This window comes from Kitasatospora sp. NPDC088861 (genome assembly GCF_044750105.1).
In the GTDB taxonomy this organism is placed as follows: Bacteria; Actinomycetota; Actinomycetes; order Streptomycetales; family Streptomycetaceae; genus Kitasatospora.
Genome location: NZ_JBIVJF010000002.1, coordinates 606,134 through 621,108, shown reverse-complemented (window position 1 = coordinate 621,108; position 14,975 = coordinate 606,134). Strand labels below are relative to the sequence as shown.

At 74.6% G+C, this 14,975-nt stretch carries 13 protein-coding genes; 11 read left to right on the top strand and 2 right to left on the bottom strand.

Features of this window, described 5'->3' with window-relative positions; all coding sequences use genetic code 11:
* Positions 1-33 precede the first annotated feature (33 nt).
* The 10 genes from ACIP37_RS06420 to ACIP37_RS06375 all read left to right on the top strand — a co-directional run bounded on the left by ACIP37_RS06420 (position 34) and on the right by ACIP37_RS06375 (position 12,588).
* Entirely contained in the window at positions 34-1,602 is a 1,569-nt protein-coding gene (locus ACIP37_RS06420; RefSeq protein ID WP_400802750.1) for an AMP-binding protein, read from the top strand.
* Entirely contained in the window at positions 1,592-1,834 is a 243-nt protein-coding gene (locus ACIP37_RS06415) for an acyl carrier protein (protein WP_363584735.1), read from the top strand. Before ACIP37_RS06420 ends, ACIP37_RS06415 begins: the two co-directional genes overlap by 11 nt.
* On the top strand, positions 1,831-3,237 hold the full coding sequence (locus ACIP37_RS06410) for a flavin monoamine oxidase family protein (protein ID WP_400802754.1): 1,407 nt from the start codon (positions 1,831-1,833) through the stop codon (positions 3,235-3,237). The genes ACIP37_RS06415 and ACIP37_RS06410 overlap by 4 nt, the downstream gene beginning before the upstream one ends.
* 193 nt (positions 3,238-3,430) lie before the next feature.
* Positions 3,431-5,218, top strand: coding sequence for a class I adenylate-forming enzyme family protein (locus tag ACIP37_RS06405; RefSeq protein WP_400802757.1), 1,788 nt, complete (start codon positions 3,431-3,433; stop codon positions 5,216-5,218).
* A 6-nt stretch (positions 5,219-5,224) separates the two neighbouring features.
* The gene (locus ACIP37_RS06400) at positions 5,225-6,610 is read left to right on the top strand and encodes a KamA family radical SAM protein (RefSeq protein ID WP_400802760.1); all 1,386 of its coding nucleotides are present in this window, start codon (positions 5,225-5,227) and stop codon (positions 6,608-6,610) included.
* Positions 6,607-7,758 (top strand): RimK family alpha-L-glutamate ligase, encoded by a 1,152-nt coding sequence (locus ACIP37_RS06395; protein WP_400802763.1) that lies wholly within the window; start codon positions 6,607-6,609, stop codon positions 7,756-7,758. The genes ACIP37_RS06400 and ACIP37_RS06395 overlap by 4 nt, the downstream gene beginning before the upstream one ends.
* Complete coding sequence (locus ACIP37_RS06390; protein WP_400802766.1) at positions 7,755-8,984, top strand: AMP-binding protein; 1,230 nt, start codon at positions 7,755-7,757, stop codon at positions 8,982-8,984. Before ACIP37_RS06395 ends, ACIP37_RS06390 begins: the two co-directional genes overlap by 4 nt.
* Positions 8,981-10,315, top strand: a complete 1,335-nt coding sequence (locus ACIP37_RS06385; RefSeq protein WP_400802769.1) for an MFS transporter — start codon at positions 8,981-8,983, stop codon at positions 10,313-10,315. Before ACIP37_RS06390 ends, ACIP37_RS06385 begins: the two co-directional genes overlap by 4 nt.
* Complete coding sequence (locus ACIP37_RS06380; protein WP_400802772.1) at positions 10,312-11,310, top strand: SDR family NAD(P)-dependent oxidoreductase; 999 nt, start codon at positions 10,312-10,314, stop codon at positions 11,308-11,310. The genes ACIP37_RS06385 and ACIP37_RS06380 overlap by 4 nt, the downstream gene beginning before the upstream one ends.
* An 18-nt stretch (positions 11,311-11,328) precedes the next feature.
* Positions 11,329-12,588, top strand: a complete 1,260-nt coding sequence (locus ACIP37_RS06375; protein ID WP_363584719.1) for a phenylacetate--CoA ligase family protein — start codon at positions 11,329-11,331, stop codon at positions 12,586-12,588.
* Between the two features lie 64 nt (positions 12,589-12,652).
* On the opposite strand, the gene paaI is transcribed toward ACIP37_RS06375, so the two are convergent.
* On the bottom strand, positions 12,653-13,063 hold the full coding sequence (gene paaI, locus ACIP37_RS06370) for a hydroxyphenylacetyl-CoA thioesterase PaaI (protein ID WP_363621705.1): 411 nt from the start codon (positions 13,061-13,063) through the stop codon (positions 12,653-12,655).
* A 194-nt stretch (positions 13,064-13,257) separates the two neighbouring features.
* Between paaI and ACIP37_RS06365 the strand changes: the two genes are divergently transcribed.
* Positions 13,258-14,529, top strand: coding sequence for a hypothetical protein (locus tag ACIP37_RS06365; RefSeq protein ID WP_400802777.1), 1,272 nt, complete (start codon positions 13,258-13,260; stop codon positions 14,527-14,529).
* Here the strand turns inward: ACIP37_RS06365 and ACIP37_RS06360 are convergent.
* A complete protein-coding gene (locus ACIP37_RS06360) occupies positions 14,526-14,906 on the bottom strand; it encodes a pyridoxamine 5'-phosphate oxidase family protein (RefSeq protein WP_363584713.1) in 381 nt (126 codons plus the stop codon). The genes ACIP37_RS06365 and ACIP37_RS06360 overlap by 4 nt on opposite strands.
* Positions 14,907-14,975 lie beyond the last annotated feature (69 nt).

The window sequence follows — 14,975 nt, the reverse complement described above, 5'->3', positions numbered from 1 at the left end:
GATGAGCATTCGACGGCATCATTTGGGGCGGCCATGTCAATTAATCAGGACACCCTCCAGGTCGTTCCCGACCTGATCCACGCGTTCACGGAAATGGCACGCCGCAATCCCCGGCACCCCGCGATCGTCCAGCGGGGGCGCACCCTCGACTACGGCCGGCTCGCAGAGCTGGCGAACACCCTGGCCAGGCGCCTGGGACCGGACCCCGGCACGGTCTCCGTGCCGGCCGTCCACACGGCCGAAACGGTGGTCGCACTTCTCGGCGTGCTGACCGCCGGGGGCGTGTACTGCCCGATCGATCCGGCATTCCCGGCGGCCCGTCGACACGCCATGGCGACGGCCGCGAACTGCCGCACGGCGATACTCGGCGAAGCCGGCGCGGACCACCAACTCGACGCTCGATTAGTAGAGTTACCCGCCCTCTCGGAATTCCCCGGAGAACCGCCCGGAACCCCTCCGGCGGACCGTGCCGCAAGCGGCCCGGAACATCCGGCCTACATTCTCTTCACGTCGGGTTCGACCGGGCAGCCGAAACCCGTCGCCACTCCCCGCCGGGCCGTCGCGGCCACGGCCCACGCACTGCGCGACCTCTTCCACCTCACCCCCCAGGACCGGGTGCTCCAGTTCGCCTCGCTCAACTGGGACACCTGCTTCGAGGAGATCCTCCCGGCACTCACCGCGGGCGCCACCCTCGTCCTCGACCCCGACGCGCACTGCGGGTCGTTCCCGCGCTTCCTGCGGATGGTCGAGCGCGAGCGGATCACCGTCCTGGACCTGCCGACCGCCTTCTGGCACGAACTCGTCCACCACCTGGTCGACGACCGGGCCGAACTGCCGCCCCGCGTCAGGCTCCTGGTGATCGGCGGGGAGGCCGTCCAACCGGCCCGGCTGGACGACTGGGCCCGGCTGGACACCGGGCGGATCCGGCTGCTGAACACCTACGGCTGCACCGAGACCACCCAGATCACCCACGCCGTCGACCTGTCCGGACCGCTCGCCCGCGAACCGGCCCGGCCCGGCGCCGACCGCGCACCGGCCGCCCGCGCACCGATCGGCCACGCCCTGCCGCACGTCATCGAACGCCTCGGCGATCAGGGCGAGTTGCTGATCGGCGGGCCCGGCCTCGCGCTCGGCTACCCCGGCCTGCCCGAGGCGACGGCGGCCCGGTTCACCACCGTCGACGGCGAGCGGTACTTCCGCACCGGCGACCGGGTGAGCCGCAGCCCGGACGGCCTGCTCACCCACCAGGGCCGCCTGGACGGCGAATTGAAGGTGCGCGGCGTCCGGGTGGACCCGGCGGAGGTCGAGGCGCACCTCACCGGCCACCCCGAGGTGAACGCGGCCGCCGTCACCGGCGCCGCCCTGGCCGGCCGCACCACGCTGCTCGCGTACGTCGTGGCGCGGCGGCACACCTCCCCGCCGGACCTGGCCGGCGAGTTGCTGTCCTACCTGCGGGCCCGGGTACCCGGCCACCTCGTGCCCGGGCGGATCACCGTCGTCCCCCGGCTCGTGCACACCCCCAGCGGCAAGGTCGACCGGGCCGGCTGCCACCTGCGCTACGGCGCCCACGACAGGTCGAAGGAGACCTCCGTTGAGCACTGACCTCACCACCCCCGCCACCCCGCAGGACCTGGTGGCCGTCTTCCGGCGCGTGCTGGAACGCGACGACGTGGCGCCCGACTCCGACTTCTTCGACCTCGGCGGCGACTCGCTGATCGCCACCCGGGTGCTGAGCGCCGTCGCGCGCGGCTACGCCGTCGAGCTCACCTTCGACGAGTTCCTGCTCGGGCCCACTCCCACCGCGCTCGCGCGCAGAATCACGGCCGCGAGATGAACGGCCACCCGTTCAACGGCCGGCAGTTCAACGCGCATCAGCCAGGAGGAACCGCCGTCGTGGTCGGCGCCGGACTGGCCGGGCTCACCGCCGCCACCGGGCTGGCGGCGCACGGCTTCGAGGTGACCGTCCTGGAGGCCCGGGACCGGGTCGGCGGGCGCACCCACGGCATCGAGGCCGCCCCCGGTGTCCTGGTCGACGCCGGAGCCGCCTACCTGGGCGACCGGCACACCGAACTACTCGCCACGATAGACGAGTTGGGGCTCAAGACCACCCCCACCACGATGTCCGGTGCCAGCCGGTTCGCGCTCGGCAGCGGCAACGACAACCACAACGGCAGCAGCGCCGACGCCACGACCCGCGACGGCCGGTTCCCGCCGCTCGACGGCGTCGCGCTCGGCGACCTGTTCGACCGGCTGTCCGAACTCACCGCCGCCGTAAGGCCGGAGGCGCCCTGGCTCACCCCGGATGCCGAACGCCTGGACGCCCTCACCGCCGCCGAGTGGGCCGAGCAGCACCTCACCCACCCCGACGCCCGGCTGTTCTTCCCGTTGTTCCTGGGTGAGATGACGGCCGCCAACCCGGCCGACATCTCCGTCCTCCACCTCGCCTTCTACCTGCGCTCCGGCGGCGGCCTGCGCTACCTCAACGCCTTCGCCGGCGGCGCCCAGCAGGACCGGATCTCCGGCGGCGCCCACCAGGTGTGCGAGCGGCTGGCCGAGCGCCTGGGCCGCCGGGTACGGCTGGGCGAGCCGGTCCGGGCCGTCCACCAGGACGCCGACGCCGACGCCGTCACCGTCCACACCGACCGCGGCGAACACCGCGCGGACGTCGCCGTCATGGCGCTGCCGCCGCTGCTCGCCGACGCGATCGACTACCGGCCCGGCCTGCCGGTGCGCCGGGCCGGCGAGCGCACCGCGCGCGGCTGCGCGGTCAAGGTCCACCTGGTCTACCCGGCGCCGCTGTGGCGCGACCACGGCCTGTCCGGCTGGTCGGTCAACGCCCGGGGGCCACTGCTCTCCACCGTGGACGACTCCCCCGCCGAGGCCGGCATCGGCGTCCTGACCGGCTTCGTCACCGGCACCGAGGCGCACCGCTTCGCCGCCCTCACTCCGCGGCAGCAACGCGCCGCGGCCGTCGGGCAGGCCGCGCAGCTCTTCCCGATGCTCCCCGAGCCGACCGCCTGCCACGTCACCGACTGGCTCAACGACCCGTACAGCCAGGGCTGTTACGCCGCCCTGCTGGGGCCCGGCGACTGGCCGCGGCTCGGCCCGGCGCTGACCGCGCCGCACCACCGGGTGCACTGGGCCGGCACCGAGACGAGCACCGCGTACTTCGGGCTGATGGAGGGCGCGATCCGCTCCGGCCACCGGGTCGTCGCCGACATCCTCGCCCGCACCTGAGACCCGCGCCGGACGTCCGGGTCCGACGCCCGCACCTGAGACCCGCGCCCGACGTCCGGGTCCGACGCCCACTCCTGACGCCCGCGCCCCGAACCCACGCCTGACGCCCCACCCCCGTCCTTCCCCGGCCCTTCCCCCTCCCCGGCGCCGATTCCACGAGAACCCGCGCCCGGCCCCCCTTCGGGAGACCCCCATGAGCGACCGCAGTTCCATCGCGCCCCTCGCCGCCAGACAGCGGCTGATGAACGAACCCGCCCTGGGCGCGGGCAACTTCCTCGACCACGCCCTCGCGGCCAACCCGCACCGCGCCGTCCCGTCCGTCTTCACCCACCGCACCGACCACCGCGGCGAGGTGGTGCTGCGCGGCCACAGCCTGCTCGACCTGGCCGCGCTGCGCGACCGCTACGCCGCCTGGTACCACGCCAACGGGGTGCGCCCCGGCGAGCCGGTGGGCGTCGTGGTCGGCGAGGGGCTGGAACCGCTACTGCACTTCCTCGCGCTGACCTCGCTGGGCGCCGTCCCCGCGATGGTCAACGACGCGATGCGGCACGACGTGCTGGTCCGCTACCTGGACCACGTCGGCGTGGTCGGCGTGGTCGCCGACGACCCCACCCGGCTGGCCGCCGCCTACCGCGAGGACCCGGGCCGCCGCCCGCGCTTCCTCGCCCTGGCCGCCGAGGTGCAGGCCTTCGACGCCGACACCGTCGAGCTGCCCGCCGGCCACCCGTACCGGCACGCCCCGGACGACGTGGTGGCGCTGATCCACTCCTCCGGCACCACCGGCACCCCCAAGTCCACGATGCTGGCGCACCGCCAGTTCTGGGACGGCAAGCAGCCGCGGATGGAGCGCTTCCCCGCCGAGCCGTACGACCGGCTGATGTCGCTGATGCCGCACACCCACGCCGGCGGGCTCAGCTACTTCCTCACCGCGACGCTGCTCGGTCTGCCCACCGTGGTGATGTCCGACTGGCGGCGCGCCGTCGTCGAGCCGGTGATGGAGGCCTTCCAGCCGACCATGGTCGCCTCCTTCCCCCGGACCTTCGTCGAGCTGGCCACCGGCGAACTCCCGGTCCGCGGCGCGGCCCGGGTGCACTCCTGGTTCAACACCGGTGACAGCGCGCACCACGGGCACATCCGCCGCCTGGTGACGCTCGGCGAGCGGCCGGCCGGGCTGATCCGCCCCTGGCTGCTGCCGCAGGACCGGGCCGACCAACCCGCTCTTCCCGGTTCGCAGTTCGTCGACGGCCTGGGCTCCTCCGAGATGGGCATGGCGCTCTTCGGCCAGGTGACCACCCCGGAGAGCGCCCGCGACGACCGCTGCGTCGGCAGGCCGCTGGAGGTGGTCCTGAAGGCCGCCGTGCTCGACCAGGACGGCACCGAACTCCCGGACGGCACGGTCGGGTTGCTCGGCGTGGTCAGCCCCTCCCGGACCCCGGGCTACTGGCACGACCGGCGGCTGACCGAGAGCTTCGAGCTGGCCGGCTACTGGCTCACCGGCGACGTCGCCCGCCGCTCGCCGGACGGCCGGTTCTACCACCTCGACCGCACGGTGGACGTCATCGACACCGCCGACGGCCCGGTCTACAGCCTGCCGATCGAGGAGGTGCTGCTCGCCGACTGCGCCGACCTGGTGCAGGACTGCTCGGTGGTCGGCGTGCCCGGGGCGCCCGGTGAGGGACAACGCCCGGTCGCCGTCGTCCGGTTGCAGGCAGGGGCCGGAGGGGCCGCCGGGGCCGGCGCCGAGGAGGTACAGGACGCGGCGAACAAGGCGCTGGCCGCGGCCGGGCTGGCCGCACTCGCCGCCGTCCGGATCGCCCGCACACCTCAGGACTTCCCGCTCGGACCGACCGGCAAGGTGCTCAAGCGCGAGCTGCGCACCCGCTTCGCGGGCCTCTTCACCGACGTCCGAGCCGACCCCCAGGCAAGCCCTCGAACAGACCCCCTGGTCGGCCCCTCCACCGCCCCCTCCACCGGCCAGTAGCCGGCCGTGGACCACCCCGTGATCCGCCAGCCGTACACGTACGCGCGGACGGCGCTGGTCGAGCCGGACTGGCGGCGGCTGCCGGGCTGGCGCCGCGTCACCGAGGCGCAGTGGCGCGACGCCCAGTGGCAGCGGGCCCACTCGGTGAAGACCGCCCGGCAGCTGCGGGCCGTCGTCGGCGACCGGCTCGCCGACCACTTCTACCGCGAACTCGCCGCCGACCAGGCCGGGTTCGCCACCATGCCGATGCTGCTGCCGCCGCAGCTGCTGAACACCATGGCCCCGGACGCCCCGGCCGACCCGCAGGCCTTCACCGAGGCGTTCCTGGCCGACCCGGTGCGCCGCTACATGCTGCCGGTGCGCACCGACCGGCACCCGCACTGGCCCAGCCACCCCCGGGCCGAGCGGGACTCGCTGCACGAGGCGGACATGTGGGCCGTCGAGGGCCTGACGCACCGTTACCCCACCAAGGTGCTGGCCGAGTTGACCGCCACCTGCCCGCAGTACTGCGGCCAGTGCACCCGGATGGACCTGGTCGGCACCTCGACGCCCCAGGTGGCCAAGACCCGGTTGCTGCTGCGCCCCGCCGACCGGCAGGAGCAGATGCTCGACTACCTCAAGCGCACCCCCGCCGTGCGCGACGTGGTGCTGTCCGGCGGCGACCTCGCCAACGTCCCCTGGCCCCGGCTGGAGTCCTTCCTGCTGAGGCTGCTGGACCTCGGCACCGTCCGGGACATCCGGCTGGCCAGCAAGGCCGTGGTCGGCCTGCCCCAGCACTGGCTGCAACCGCAGCTGCTGGACGGCCTGGCCCGGGTCGCCGAACTGGCCGCCCGCCGCGCGGTCAACCTGGCCGTGCACACCCACGCCAACCACGTGCGCTCGATCACCCCGCTGGTCGCCGAGGCGGCCCGGGCCCTGCTGGACGCGGGCGTGCGGGACGTCCGCAACCAGGGCGTGCTGATGCGGGGCGTCAACGACACCGCCGAGGACCTGCTCGACCTCTGCTTCGCCCTCCAGGGCGAGGCGAACATCCTGCCGTACTACTTCTACCTCTGCGACGTGATCCCGGGCGCCGAGCACTGGCGGACGCCGCTGCACCAGGCGCAGCGCCTCCAGGAGGCGATCATGGGCTACCTGCCCGGCTACGCGACCCCGCGCCTGGTCTGCGACGTCCCGCACGTCGGCAAGCGCTGGGTGCACCAGGCGGTGGCCTACGACCGCGAGCTCGGCATCTCGTACTGGACCAAGAACTACCGCACCGGCCTGGAGAGCGGCGGCGGCCAGGACGCCCCGCTCGACCGGCGCCACCCCTACTACGACCCGGTGGACACCCTCCCGGAGACCGGCCGCCGCTGGTGGTCCGAGCCGTCCACCGCACGAGGAGCGCGATGAGCACCCCCGGCCCGAGCCCCGACCCAAGCCCCGACCCGAGCCCCGACCCGAGCCCCGCCCCTCCCCGGGACGGCGAACTGCGCCGCCTGTGCTGGATCTTCCCCGACCGGGAGTCCTCCCGGATGGCCGCGATGTGGCACGGCTTCTTCTGGGACCTCTACGCCGAGAGCGCCGCCGACCTCGGCCTGCGCTGGACCAGGCACGCGCCGGAGGCCGTCACGGTGGACGCCACCGGGCCCGGCCGCCCCCGGGTCTACGTGGACGACGAGCCGGTCACCCCCGAGGACACCCTGTTCATCACCGCGCTCTACTCGCTGCCGTACCAGTCGATGGACGTCTTCAACCAGTACGCGCTGTACGCGGTGCTCGAACAGGCCGGGTTCTACCTGCCGTTCCCGCCGCAGGTCTCGCTGATCGGCAACGACAAGCTGGCCACCCTGCTGTTCCTGGGCGGCTCCCCGGTGCCGACCATCCCGACGGTGCGGATCGGCACCGGCCGGGACATCAGCAAGCACGGCTACGAGGTGGGCCTGCGGAACATGACCTACCCCGCGATCGTCAAACCCGCCGGCTGGTGCGGCGGCGGCGGGATCAACCTGGCCCGCGGCCCCGAGGACGTCCGGGGCCTGGCCAGCCTCGCCCAGGGCGGCGACACCACGCTGGTGGTCCAGCCCTACCTGGGCGACGGCACGATCGACTACCGGGTGTACGTCGTCGACGGCGAGCCGTACGCGGTGATGAAGCGGACCCCGGAGCCCGGCTCCCCGGTCGCCAACGCCAGCCGGGGTGGCGCCATGGAGTTCCCGCCGGTGCCGCCCGAACTCGCCGCCGCCACGGCCTGGTTCGCCGAGCGGCTGCCGATCCCGTTCTTCTGCGTCGACTTCCTGTACGACGGCGAGCGGTACTGGTTCTCCGAACTGGAACCGGACGGCGTGATCGCCCCCGACCTCACCGACCCGGACCGCACCCTCCAACGGGACGTCACCCGCGCCCGCTTCGCCGCCTACCGCGACGGCCACGCCAGGTGGCTCGCGGACGGCGCCCGCCCGCTCACCCTCGACCCCGCCCGAGGCCCCGCCCCCACACCCACACCCACACCCACCTCCAACCGCGACCTCGACCTCGCCCCCCGGACGGACTCCCGATGACCGCCTCCTTCTCCCTGCCCCCCGAGGCCGCCGAGCCCCGCCTGCACGTGGCCCGGCGCACCCTGGAGCGGCTGCGCAGCGTCCCCGACCTGGCCCCGCGCTACGCCAGCCACGTCAACGTCCACACCCTCGACCGGCTCGCCACGCTCCCGCCCCTGGCGAAGGACGACCTCAACACCGCCCTCGCCCACCTGGAGCCCGCCGCCGACCAGGCCGCCACCTGGCTGTTCCAGAGCGGCGGCAGCACCGGCGCCCCCCAGGTCGGCTACGCCCCCACCGGCTTCTACATGGCCGGCGTGCACGCCCACTGGCAGCCGCTCGACCGGACGGACGTCTTCGTCAACGCCTGGGGCGCCGGCCGGATGTGGGGCGCGCACTTCCTCGCCGCCGCGCTCGCCGACCTCTCCGGCTGCCGGATCATCGCGCTCGGCTCGGTCGCCGCCGAGGAGTACGGCGACTGGCTGGCCTTCCTGGCCGCGCGCCGGGTGACGGCCATCGGCGGGACGCCCAGCGTGCTGCGGCTCTGGTTCGCGCACGCCCGCGCCGCCGGCATCCGACTCCCCTCCCTGCGCAAGGTGTTGTGGCTCGGCGAGGCCTGGCAGCCCCAACTCGACGAGGACCTCGCCGTGGTGGCGCCCGAGGCGCGGCGCTGGGGCATGTTCGGCAGCACCGAGACCTGGGTGGTGGCCACCAACACCCCCGACTGCCCGGCCGACACCTTCCACCCGCTGCCCGACCAGCTGGTCCACGCCGACGCCGGCGGCCTGCTCGACTTCACCACCCTCAACCCCGAGATGCTCAACCCCGTGCTGCGCTACCGCACCGGCGACGCGGGCGAGTTGACCGACTGCCCGTGCGGGCGACCGGGCCCGGCGATGCGGGTGCTGGGCCGACGCGACAACGTCGTCCAGGTCCGCGGCCTCGGACTGGACGTGGCCGAACTGATCGCCCGGGCCGAGCGCGACCCGGGCGTGGCCCGGGCCCAGGTGGTGCTGACCGAACAGCGCGGCCGGGCCACCGGGGTGGAGGTCCTGCTGCTCACCGGCGGGCCGGGCGCCACGCCCGACGCCGAGCGGCTGCGCAAGGAGCTGTTCACCGCCACTTTCACGCTCAGCACCGCCTTCCAGCACGACCCGGAGTCCTTCCGGGTACGGCCGGTCGAGGAGCTGATCAGCAACGGCCGCACCGGCAAGACCGCCGGGCTGGTCCTGCGGGAGGGTGCGTGAAGTCCGACCGGACGGGCGAGGGCGTGACGTCCGACCCGGTGGGAGGCGGGACGGCGCCCGAGCGGCCGGCGCCGCTGGGCCGGGGCTTCGACCTGTTCTGGGCCGGGCAGACCGTCAGCCTGGTCGGCGACAAGGTCACCGTGTTCGTCGTCCCGACCCTGATGATCTTCGTTCTGCACGCCTCCGCCCTCCAGGTCGGCGTGGTGGCGATGGCCCAGTACCTCGGCATCCCGCTGCTCGGGCCGGTCGCCGGGGTGCTGGTCGACCGCTGGGACAAGCGCCGCACCATGCTCGGCTGCGACCTGGTCCGGCTGGCGGCGGTGGCCGCGATCCCGCTCGCGTACTGGCTCGACGTGCTGTCCACCCCGCTGCTGTTCGGCTGCGTGGCGGTGATCAGCGGCGCGACGATCTTCTTCAATGTCGGCTACCTGGTCGCCGTCCCCGCCGTGGTGCCCGAGGACGGCATGGTCCGCGCGTACTCCCGGCTGGAGGGCAGCGGCTCGGTCGCCGAGGTCGCCGGCCCCTCCATCGCCGCCGCCCTGTACAGCGCGCTCGGGGTGGCCGCCCTGCTGGTGGACGCGGCCAGCTACCTGGTCTCGGCCGTCTGCTTCCGGTACATGAGCCCGTGGGGCGAGCGGACGGTCGAACCCGGCTCGATCCGGGAGCGGCTGACCCTCGGCTTCCGGCTCAACTGGGCGGACCCGGTGCTGCGCCGGGTGGTGCTGGCGGCCGTCACGCTCAACTGCGGCGGGCCGGTCTTCGTCACCGTCCTGCCCGTCCTCGCCTACCGGGGCCTGGGCGTGACGGTCGGCGCCTTCGGCGCGGCCATGTCGGTGGCCGCGCTCGGAGCGCTGATCGGCGCCCTGGTCGCCCCGCGGCTCAGCCGGCGGTTCGGCCTGGGGCGGACGATGGCCTGGTCGCTGCTGCTGCACTGCCTGGCCGGCCTCGGCCTGCTCGCCGCGCCCGCACTGCCGCCCGGGCCGGTGATCGCGGTGACCATGGGCTGCTACGGGTTCTTCATGTCCTGCATCAACGTGTGCAGCGCGCCCACCCGGCAGGCCCGGATGACCGCCCGCAACCAGGGCGTCATGCACGCCGCCTTCCGGACCGTCACCTGGGGCGTGATCCCGCTCGCCGCGCTGGTCGGCGGCCTGGCCGTCACCCTGCTCACCGGCCCGCTGGGCATCCTGGACGCGGCCCGGGCGGTGATGGCGGGCGGCACCCTGCTGGCCGCCTGCTCCTTCCTCCCCGCCCTCGGCCTCCAGCCGCTGCTGGACACCGCCGGGCGCGAGGCCGCCGCCCCCGGGGAGCTCGCGGAGAGCGCGTCATGAGCGGCGGGAGCGCCGGGAGCGCTGGGAGCGCTGGGAGCGCTGGGGGCGGCGCGAAGGCCGGGAGCGCCGACGGGAAGGTCCTGCTGATCACCGGGACGTCCTCCGGCATCGGCCTGGCCACCGCCGTCGCGGCGGCCCGGGCCGGGTACCGCACGGTGGCCACCCTGCGCGAACCCGGCCGCGCCGGGGAGCTCCGGCGGGCCGCCGAGGCCGCCGGCGTCACCGTGGACGTCCGCCGCCTCGACGTCACCGACCCCGGCTCGATCGCCGCCTGCCTGGACGGCGTGGCCCGGACGTACGGGCGGCTGGACGCCGTGGTCAACAACGCGGGCGTCTCCAACTCCGACCCGACCCTGGAGATGTCCACCGACGCGGCGCTGCGGGCCAACCTGGAGGTCAACTTCTTCGGGGTGGCCGCGGTCAGCCGGGCCGCGCTGCCGCTGCTGCGGGCCGCCGCAGGCCGCCTGGTCGCCGTCGGCAGCGTGCACGGCGTGGTCGGTCAGCCGTTCAACGAGGCCTACTGCGCCGCCAAGTTCGCCGTCGAGGGGTTCCTGGAGGCGCTCGCCCCGGTCGCGGCGGCGCACGGCGTCCAGGTCTCGGTGGTCGTCCCCGGCTACGTCCCGGACACCCGGTTCGGGGTCTTTCCGGACATCGACCGCGGCACCGTCCAGGCCGCCTCCGGCCCGTACGCGCCCACCTTCGCCGGCTACCTGGACTGGATCGGCGGCCAGGGCTGGGAGTCGGCCGGCCAGCCCGCCCGGGAGGTCGCCGAGGTCGTCGTGCGGACCCTGCTCTCCGACCGGCCGCCCTTCCGGGTGCCCGCCAACCAGTGGGCCGCCGACTACCTGGCCGCCAAACTCGCCGACCCGGACGGCTCCACCGTCCAGTCCCTCGCCCGGACCTGGCTCGGGCAGCCCGAAGCACGCCTCCAAGCGCGAGTCGAAGCACCCCCCGCAGCACCCGCCGAAGCACCCCCCGCCGCACCCTCCTCCTGAGCAAGGGACCCGACCACCATGCCCGCCAAGCCCCTGGCCGAGCTGATCGCCTTCGCCCGCGCCAACTCGCCGTTCTACGCCGAGCTGTACCGCGACCTGCCCCCCGCCGCCGAGCGCCTCGACCAGCTCCCCGTCATCGACCAGGCCGCCTTCTGGGCCGCCAACACCTGGCCCGACAACCGCGTCCTGACCGGCCCGCTCAGCGACGCCGGCATCTACAAGACCGGCGGCACCACCGGCGTCCCCAAGTTCTCGCCCTGGACCCGCACCGAGCACGCCGACTCGGTCACCGCCTTCGGCGCCGGACTCGTCCGGGCCGGCCTGCGGCCCGGGCACCGGGTCGCCAACCTGTTCACGGCCGGCGAACTCTACGGCGGCTTCCTCTACATCGAGGGCGCCCTGCACCACGCCCCCGTGGACAACGTCCGCCTGGGCGTCGGCGGCGCCGCCCCCGACCCGTACATCGCCGACCTCATCACCGGCTTCGGCGTCCACGTGCTGGCCGGCGAGCCGATGAAGCTCAGCGCCGTCGCCGAGTGCCTGGTCCAGCGCGGGGAGACGGCCGACGGGGTCGAACTGCTGCTGTTCGGCGGCGACCTGCTCTTCGCCGACCTGCGGCCGATCCTCGCCCGGGCCTTCCCCCACGCCGCCGTCGCCTCCGTCGGCTACGCCTCCAACGACGCCGGGCTGGTCGGCTCGCCCGTCCCCGGCGACGACGTCCGGGTGCACGAGGCCTTCGCGCACCGCACGGTGGTGGAGCTCGTCGACGACGTCACCGGCAAGACGATCACCACGCCCAGGACTCCCGGCCGGGTCGTCGTCACCAACCTGTTCCGCACCCTGATGCCGATCCTGCGCTACCCGACCGGCGACCGCGCCGAGTGGACCGACGCCCGCTGCCGCCGCTTCCGCCTGCTCGGCCGCTCCACCGAGGGCGCCCGGGTCGGCACCGTCGCCATGCCCACCGAGGAGATCCGCGCCGTCCTGCTCGCCGCCGACCCGGAGCGCCACATCACCGGCATGCAGCTCGTGCAGCGCCGCTGGGCCGGGCGCGACGGCCTGATCCTGCGCCTCGGCTACACCGGGCAGCGGCCGGCCCCCGAGCTCGCCGACCGGCTCGTCGAGGCCGTGTACACGGCCCGGCCGCTCTACCCCGACGAGGTCGCGCTGGGCAGCATCCACGACCTCGCGGTCGAGTGGGTGCCGCGCTCCGAACTGGTCACCAACCCGCGCACCGGCAAGCTCCAGCAGGTACTGGACGAGCGTCCACGGTCCTGACCGGGAGGTGACGACGGGGGCCGGGCAGCGGTGAGGGGCCGGACAGAAGTGAGGGCCCGGGCGCTCAGTCGGTCTGCGGCCGGCCCCCGATCACCACGCTCTGCCCGCGGAACTCGGCGATGACCTTCCCGTCCGCCCGCCGGACCGTCACGTCGTAGACCCCGCCGCGCCCGGCCCGCGACCGCTCCACCGCCTCCGCCACCAGTTCGTCCCCGACCGCCGCCGGGGCCAGGAAGACGACCTGCGCCGCCTGCGCGACCGTCACCGGGCCGTGGCTGTTGCAGGCGAACGCGAACGCGGCGTCGGCGAGCAGGAACAGGAAGCCGCCGTGCGCCGTCCCGTGGCCGTTCACCATCGTCGCGGCCACCGTCATCCGCGTCACCGCGCGACCGGCGGACACCTCGTCCAGCGCGATGCCCAGCAGCCGGCAGGTCTCGTCCCGCGCGTAGAGGGCGGCGGTCCCGGGGTCGAGCATGGCGTCCTGTTTCCCTCCGTCGACGGCGTCCCGGGCCAGCCTAGGGCACGGCGACCGCCCGCCGTCCGGGGGAACTCGGCCACGCCGCCCCGCCGTTCGGCCCGCCCCGCCGCCCGCCGACTCTAAGGTCTGTCCGGCAAGATCCGCCGGACAGGCCCTGGCCTGCTCAGGTTCCCCGAGCGCAAGGACGGCTGATGGCCCAGAAGTCACCCGCGACCGCCACCCCACCGGGCCCCGCCGAGCTCCCGTCGGCGCAGCCGCCCAGCGGATCCGTGACGGCCCTGCGGATCGGGGCCGCCGTGGCCGGCGCGCTGCCCTCCGTGGTGCTGCGGCTGGCCGGGGTGCACCCGGCGCCCGTGCCGGGCATGGTGGTCTTCGGCCTCGGCGTCCTGGCGGCGGCGCTCCTGCTGATGTGGGCCGCGGAGACCGCCCGGGCCGACATCTCCGGCCCGCTCGCCCTGGCCCTGCTGGCGTTCATCGCCGTCCTGCCCGAGTACGCCGTCGACCTCTACTTCGCGTACGCGGCCGGCACCCGGCCCGAGTACGCCGCCTACGCGGCCGCCAACATGACCGGCGCCAACCGGCTGCTGGTCGGCGTCGGCTGGCCACTGGTCGCCCTCGCCTCCTCCTTCGCCGCCCGGCGCCGCGGCGCCGCCCCCGGGATCACCCTGCGGGAGCACCGCCGGATCGACACCGCCTTCCTCGGCGCCGCCGCCCTGGTGGCCTTCGTGATGCCGCTGACCCGGCAGATCTCCTGGGTGCTCGCGGTCGTCCTGATCGCCTGGTACGGCTACTACCTCTTCCGGGTCAGCCGCTGTAGCGAGGACGACGAGGAGGAACTCATCGGCGTTCCGGCCCGGTTGGCCGCCCTCCCCCGGCAGCGCCGCCGGGCGACCACCGTCCTGGTGTTCGCGGTCGCGGCCGGGGTGATCTTCGCCTGCGCCGAGCCCTTCGCCACCTCGCTGGTCGACGCCGGCGCCTCGCTCGGCATCGACCGCTTCCTGCTGGTGCAGTGGCTGGCCCCGCTCGCCTCCGAGGCGCCCGAGCTGATCGTCGCGGTCGTCTTCGCCTGGCGGCTGCGCGGGGACGACGGCCTCGGCGCGCTGCTCTCCAGCAAGGTCAACCAGTGGACCCTGCTGATCGGCTGCCTCCCGCTCGCCTACCTGGCCGGCGGCGGCGCGGCCTCCCTCCCGCTGGTCGAACGCCAGGTGGACGAGGTACTGCTGACCGCCGCGCAGACCGTCCTGGCCGTGGTGCTCCTGCTCGACCTTCGGTTCCTGCCCTGGAAGGCCGGGCTGCTGTTCGCCCTGTTCGCCGTCCAGTTCGCCCTCCCCGGCGAGTCCGCCCGGGTCGCCCTCAGCTGGGTCTACCTCGCCCTGGCCGTCCCGCTCCTCGCCGTACACCTGCGCCAACTCCCGCCGACCGTCCGCGCCTTGGCGGGCCGCATCGAGGGCGATCCGCACTAGTCGGTGCGCGGGGGCAGGCGGCGGCCGACGACGAGTTCCGGGCGGATGCGGATCCGGACGGCCCCGGGGGCGCGGCCGGCGGCGGGGCCGACCTGGGCGCGGCCGAGGACGGTCACGTACCAGCCGGAGCCGTCCACGCCGTCCACCTCGTCGGCCTCGAAGGCGATCACGGCGTCGTCCACGGCCCGGGCGAGTTCGGAGCCGGCCGGGGCCGAGAGCAGCACTCCGCCGCCGTCCGACAGGTCGAGCCGGAAGGACACCGGCAGCACCGCCGGGAGGGCGCGGATGGTGTAGACCACCCGGCCGACCGCGGCCCTGGCCAGCAGTTCCAGCGCCCGCTCCCGGTCCAGTTCGAGCAGGTCGTGATCACCGTTCATGCTCTCGATGCTCGCCCCGGCGGTGGCGGCGCCGCGAGGGCCGATGGTCCCGCCGGGGGTCCCGGGCCC

What these genes read in the sequence shown, in the direction of transcription:
- ACIP37_RS06420 (WP_400802750.1), top strand. Translation starts at nt 34, where the DNA reads ATGTCAATTAATCAGGACACCCTCCAGGTCGTTCCCGACCTGATCCAC.
- ACIP37_RS06410 (WP_400802754.1), top strand. Translation starts at nt 1,831, where the DNA reads ATGAACGGCCACCCGTTCAACGGCCGGCAGTTCAACGCGCATCAGCCA.
- ACIP37_RS06405 (WP_400802757.1), top strand. Translation starts at nt 3,431, where the DNA reads ATGAGCGACCGCAGTTCCATCGCGCCCCTCGCCGCCAGACAGCGGCTG.
- ACIP37_RS06395 (WP_400802763.1), top strand. Translation starts at nt 6,607, where the DNA reads ATGAGCACCCCCGGCCCGAGCCCCGACCCAAGCCCCGACCCGAGCCCC.
- ACIP37_RS06390 (WP_400802766.1), top strand. Translation starts at nt 7,755, where the DNA reads ATGACCGCCTCCTTCTCCCTGCCCCCCGAGGCCGCCGAGCCCCGCCTG.
- ACIP37_RS06380 (WP_400802772.1), top strand. Translation starts at nt 10,312, where the DNA reads ATGAGCGGCGGGAGCGCCGGGAGCGCTGGGAGCGCTGGGAGCGCTGGG.
- ACIP37_RS06375 (WP_363584719.1), top strand. Translation starts at nt 11,329, where the DNA reads ATGCCCGCCAAGCCCCTGGCCGAGCTGATCGCCTTCGCCCGCGCCAAC.
- paaI (WP_363621705.1), bottom strand. Translation starts at nt 13,063, where the DNA reads ATGCTCGACCCCGGGACCGCCGCCCTCTACGCGCGGGACGAGACCTGC.
- ACIP37_RS06365 (WP_400802777.1), top strand. Translation starts at nt 13,258, where the DNA reads ATGGCCCAGAAGTCACCCGCGACCGCCACCCCACCGGGCCCCGCCGAG.
- ACIP37_RS06360 (WP_363584713.1), bottom strand. Translation starts at nt 14,906, where the DNA reads ATGAACGGTGATCACGACCTGCTCGAACTGGACCGGGAGCGGGCGCTG.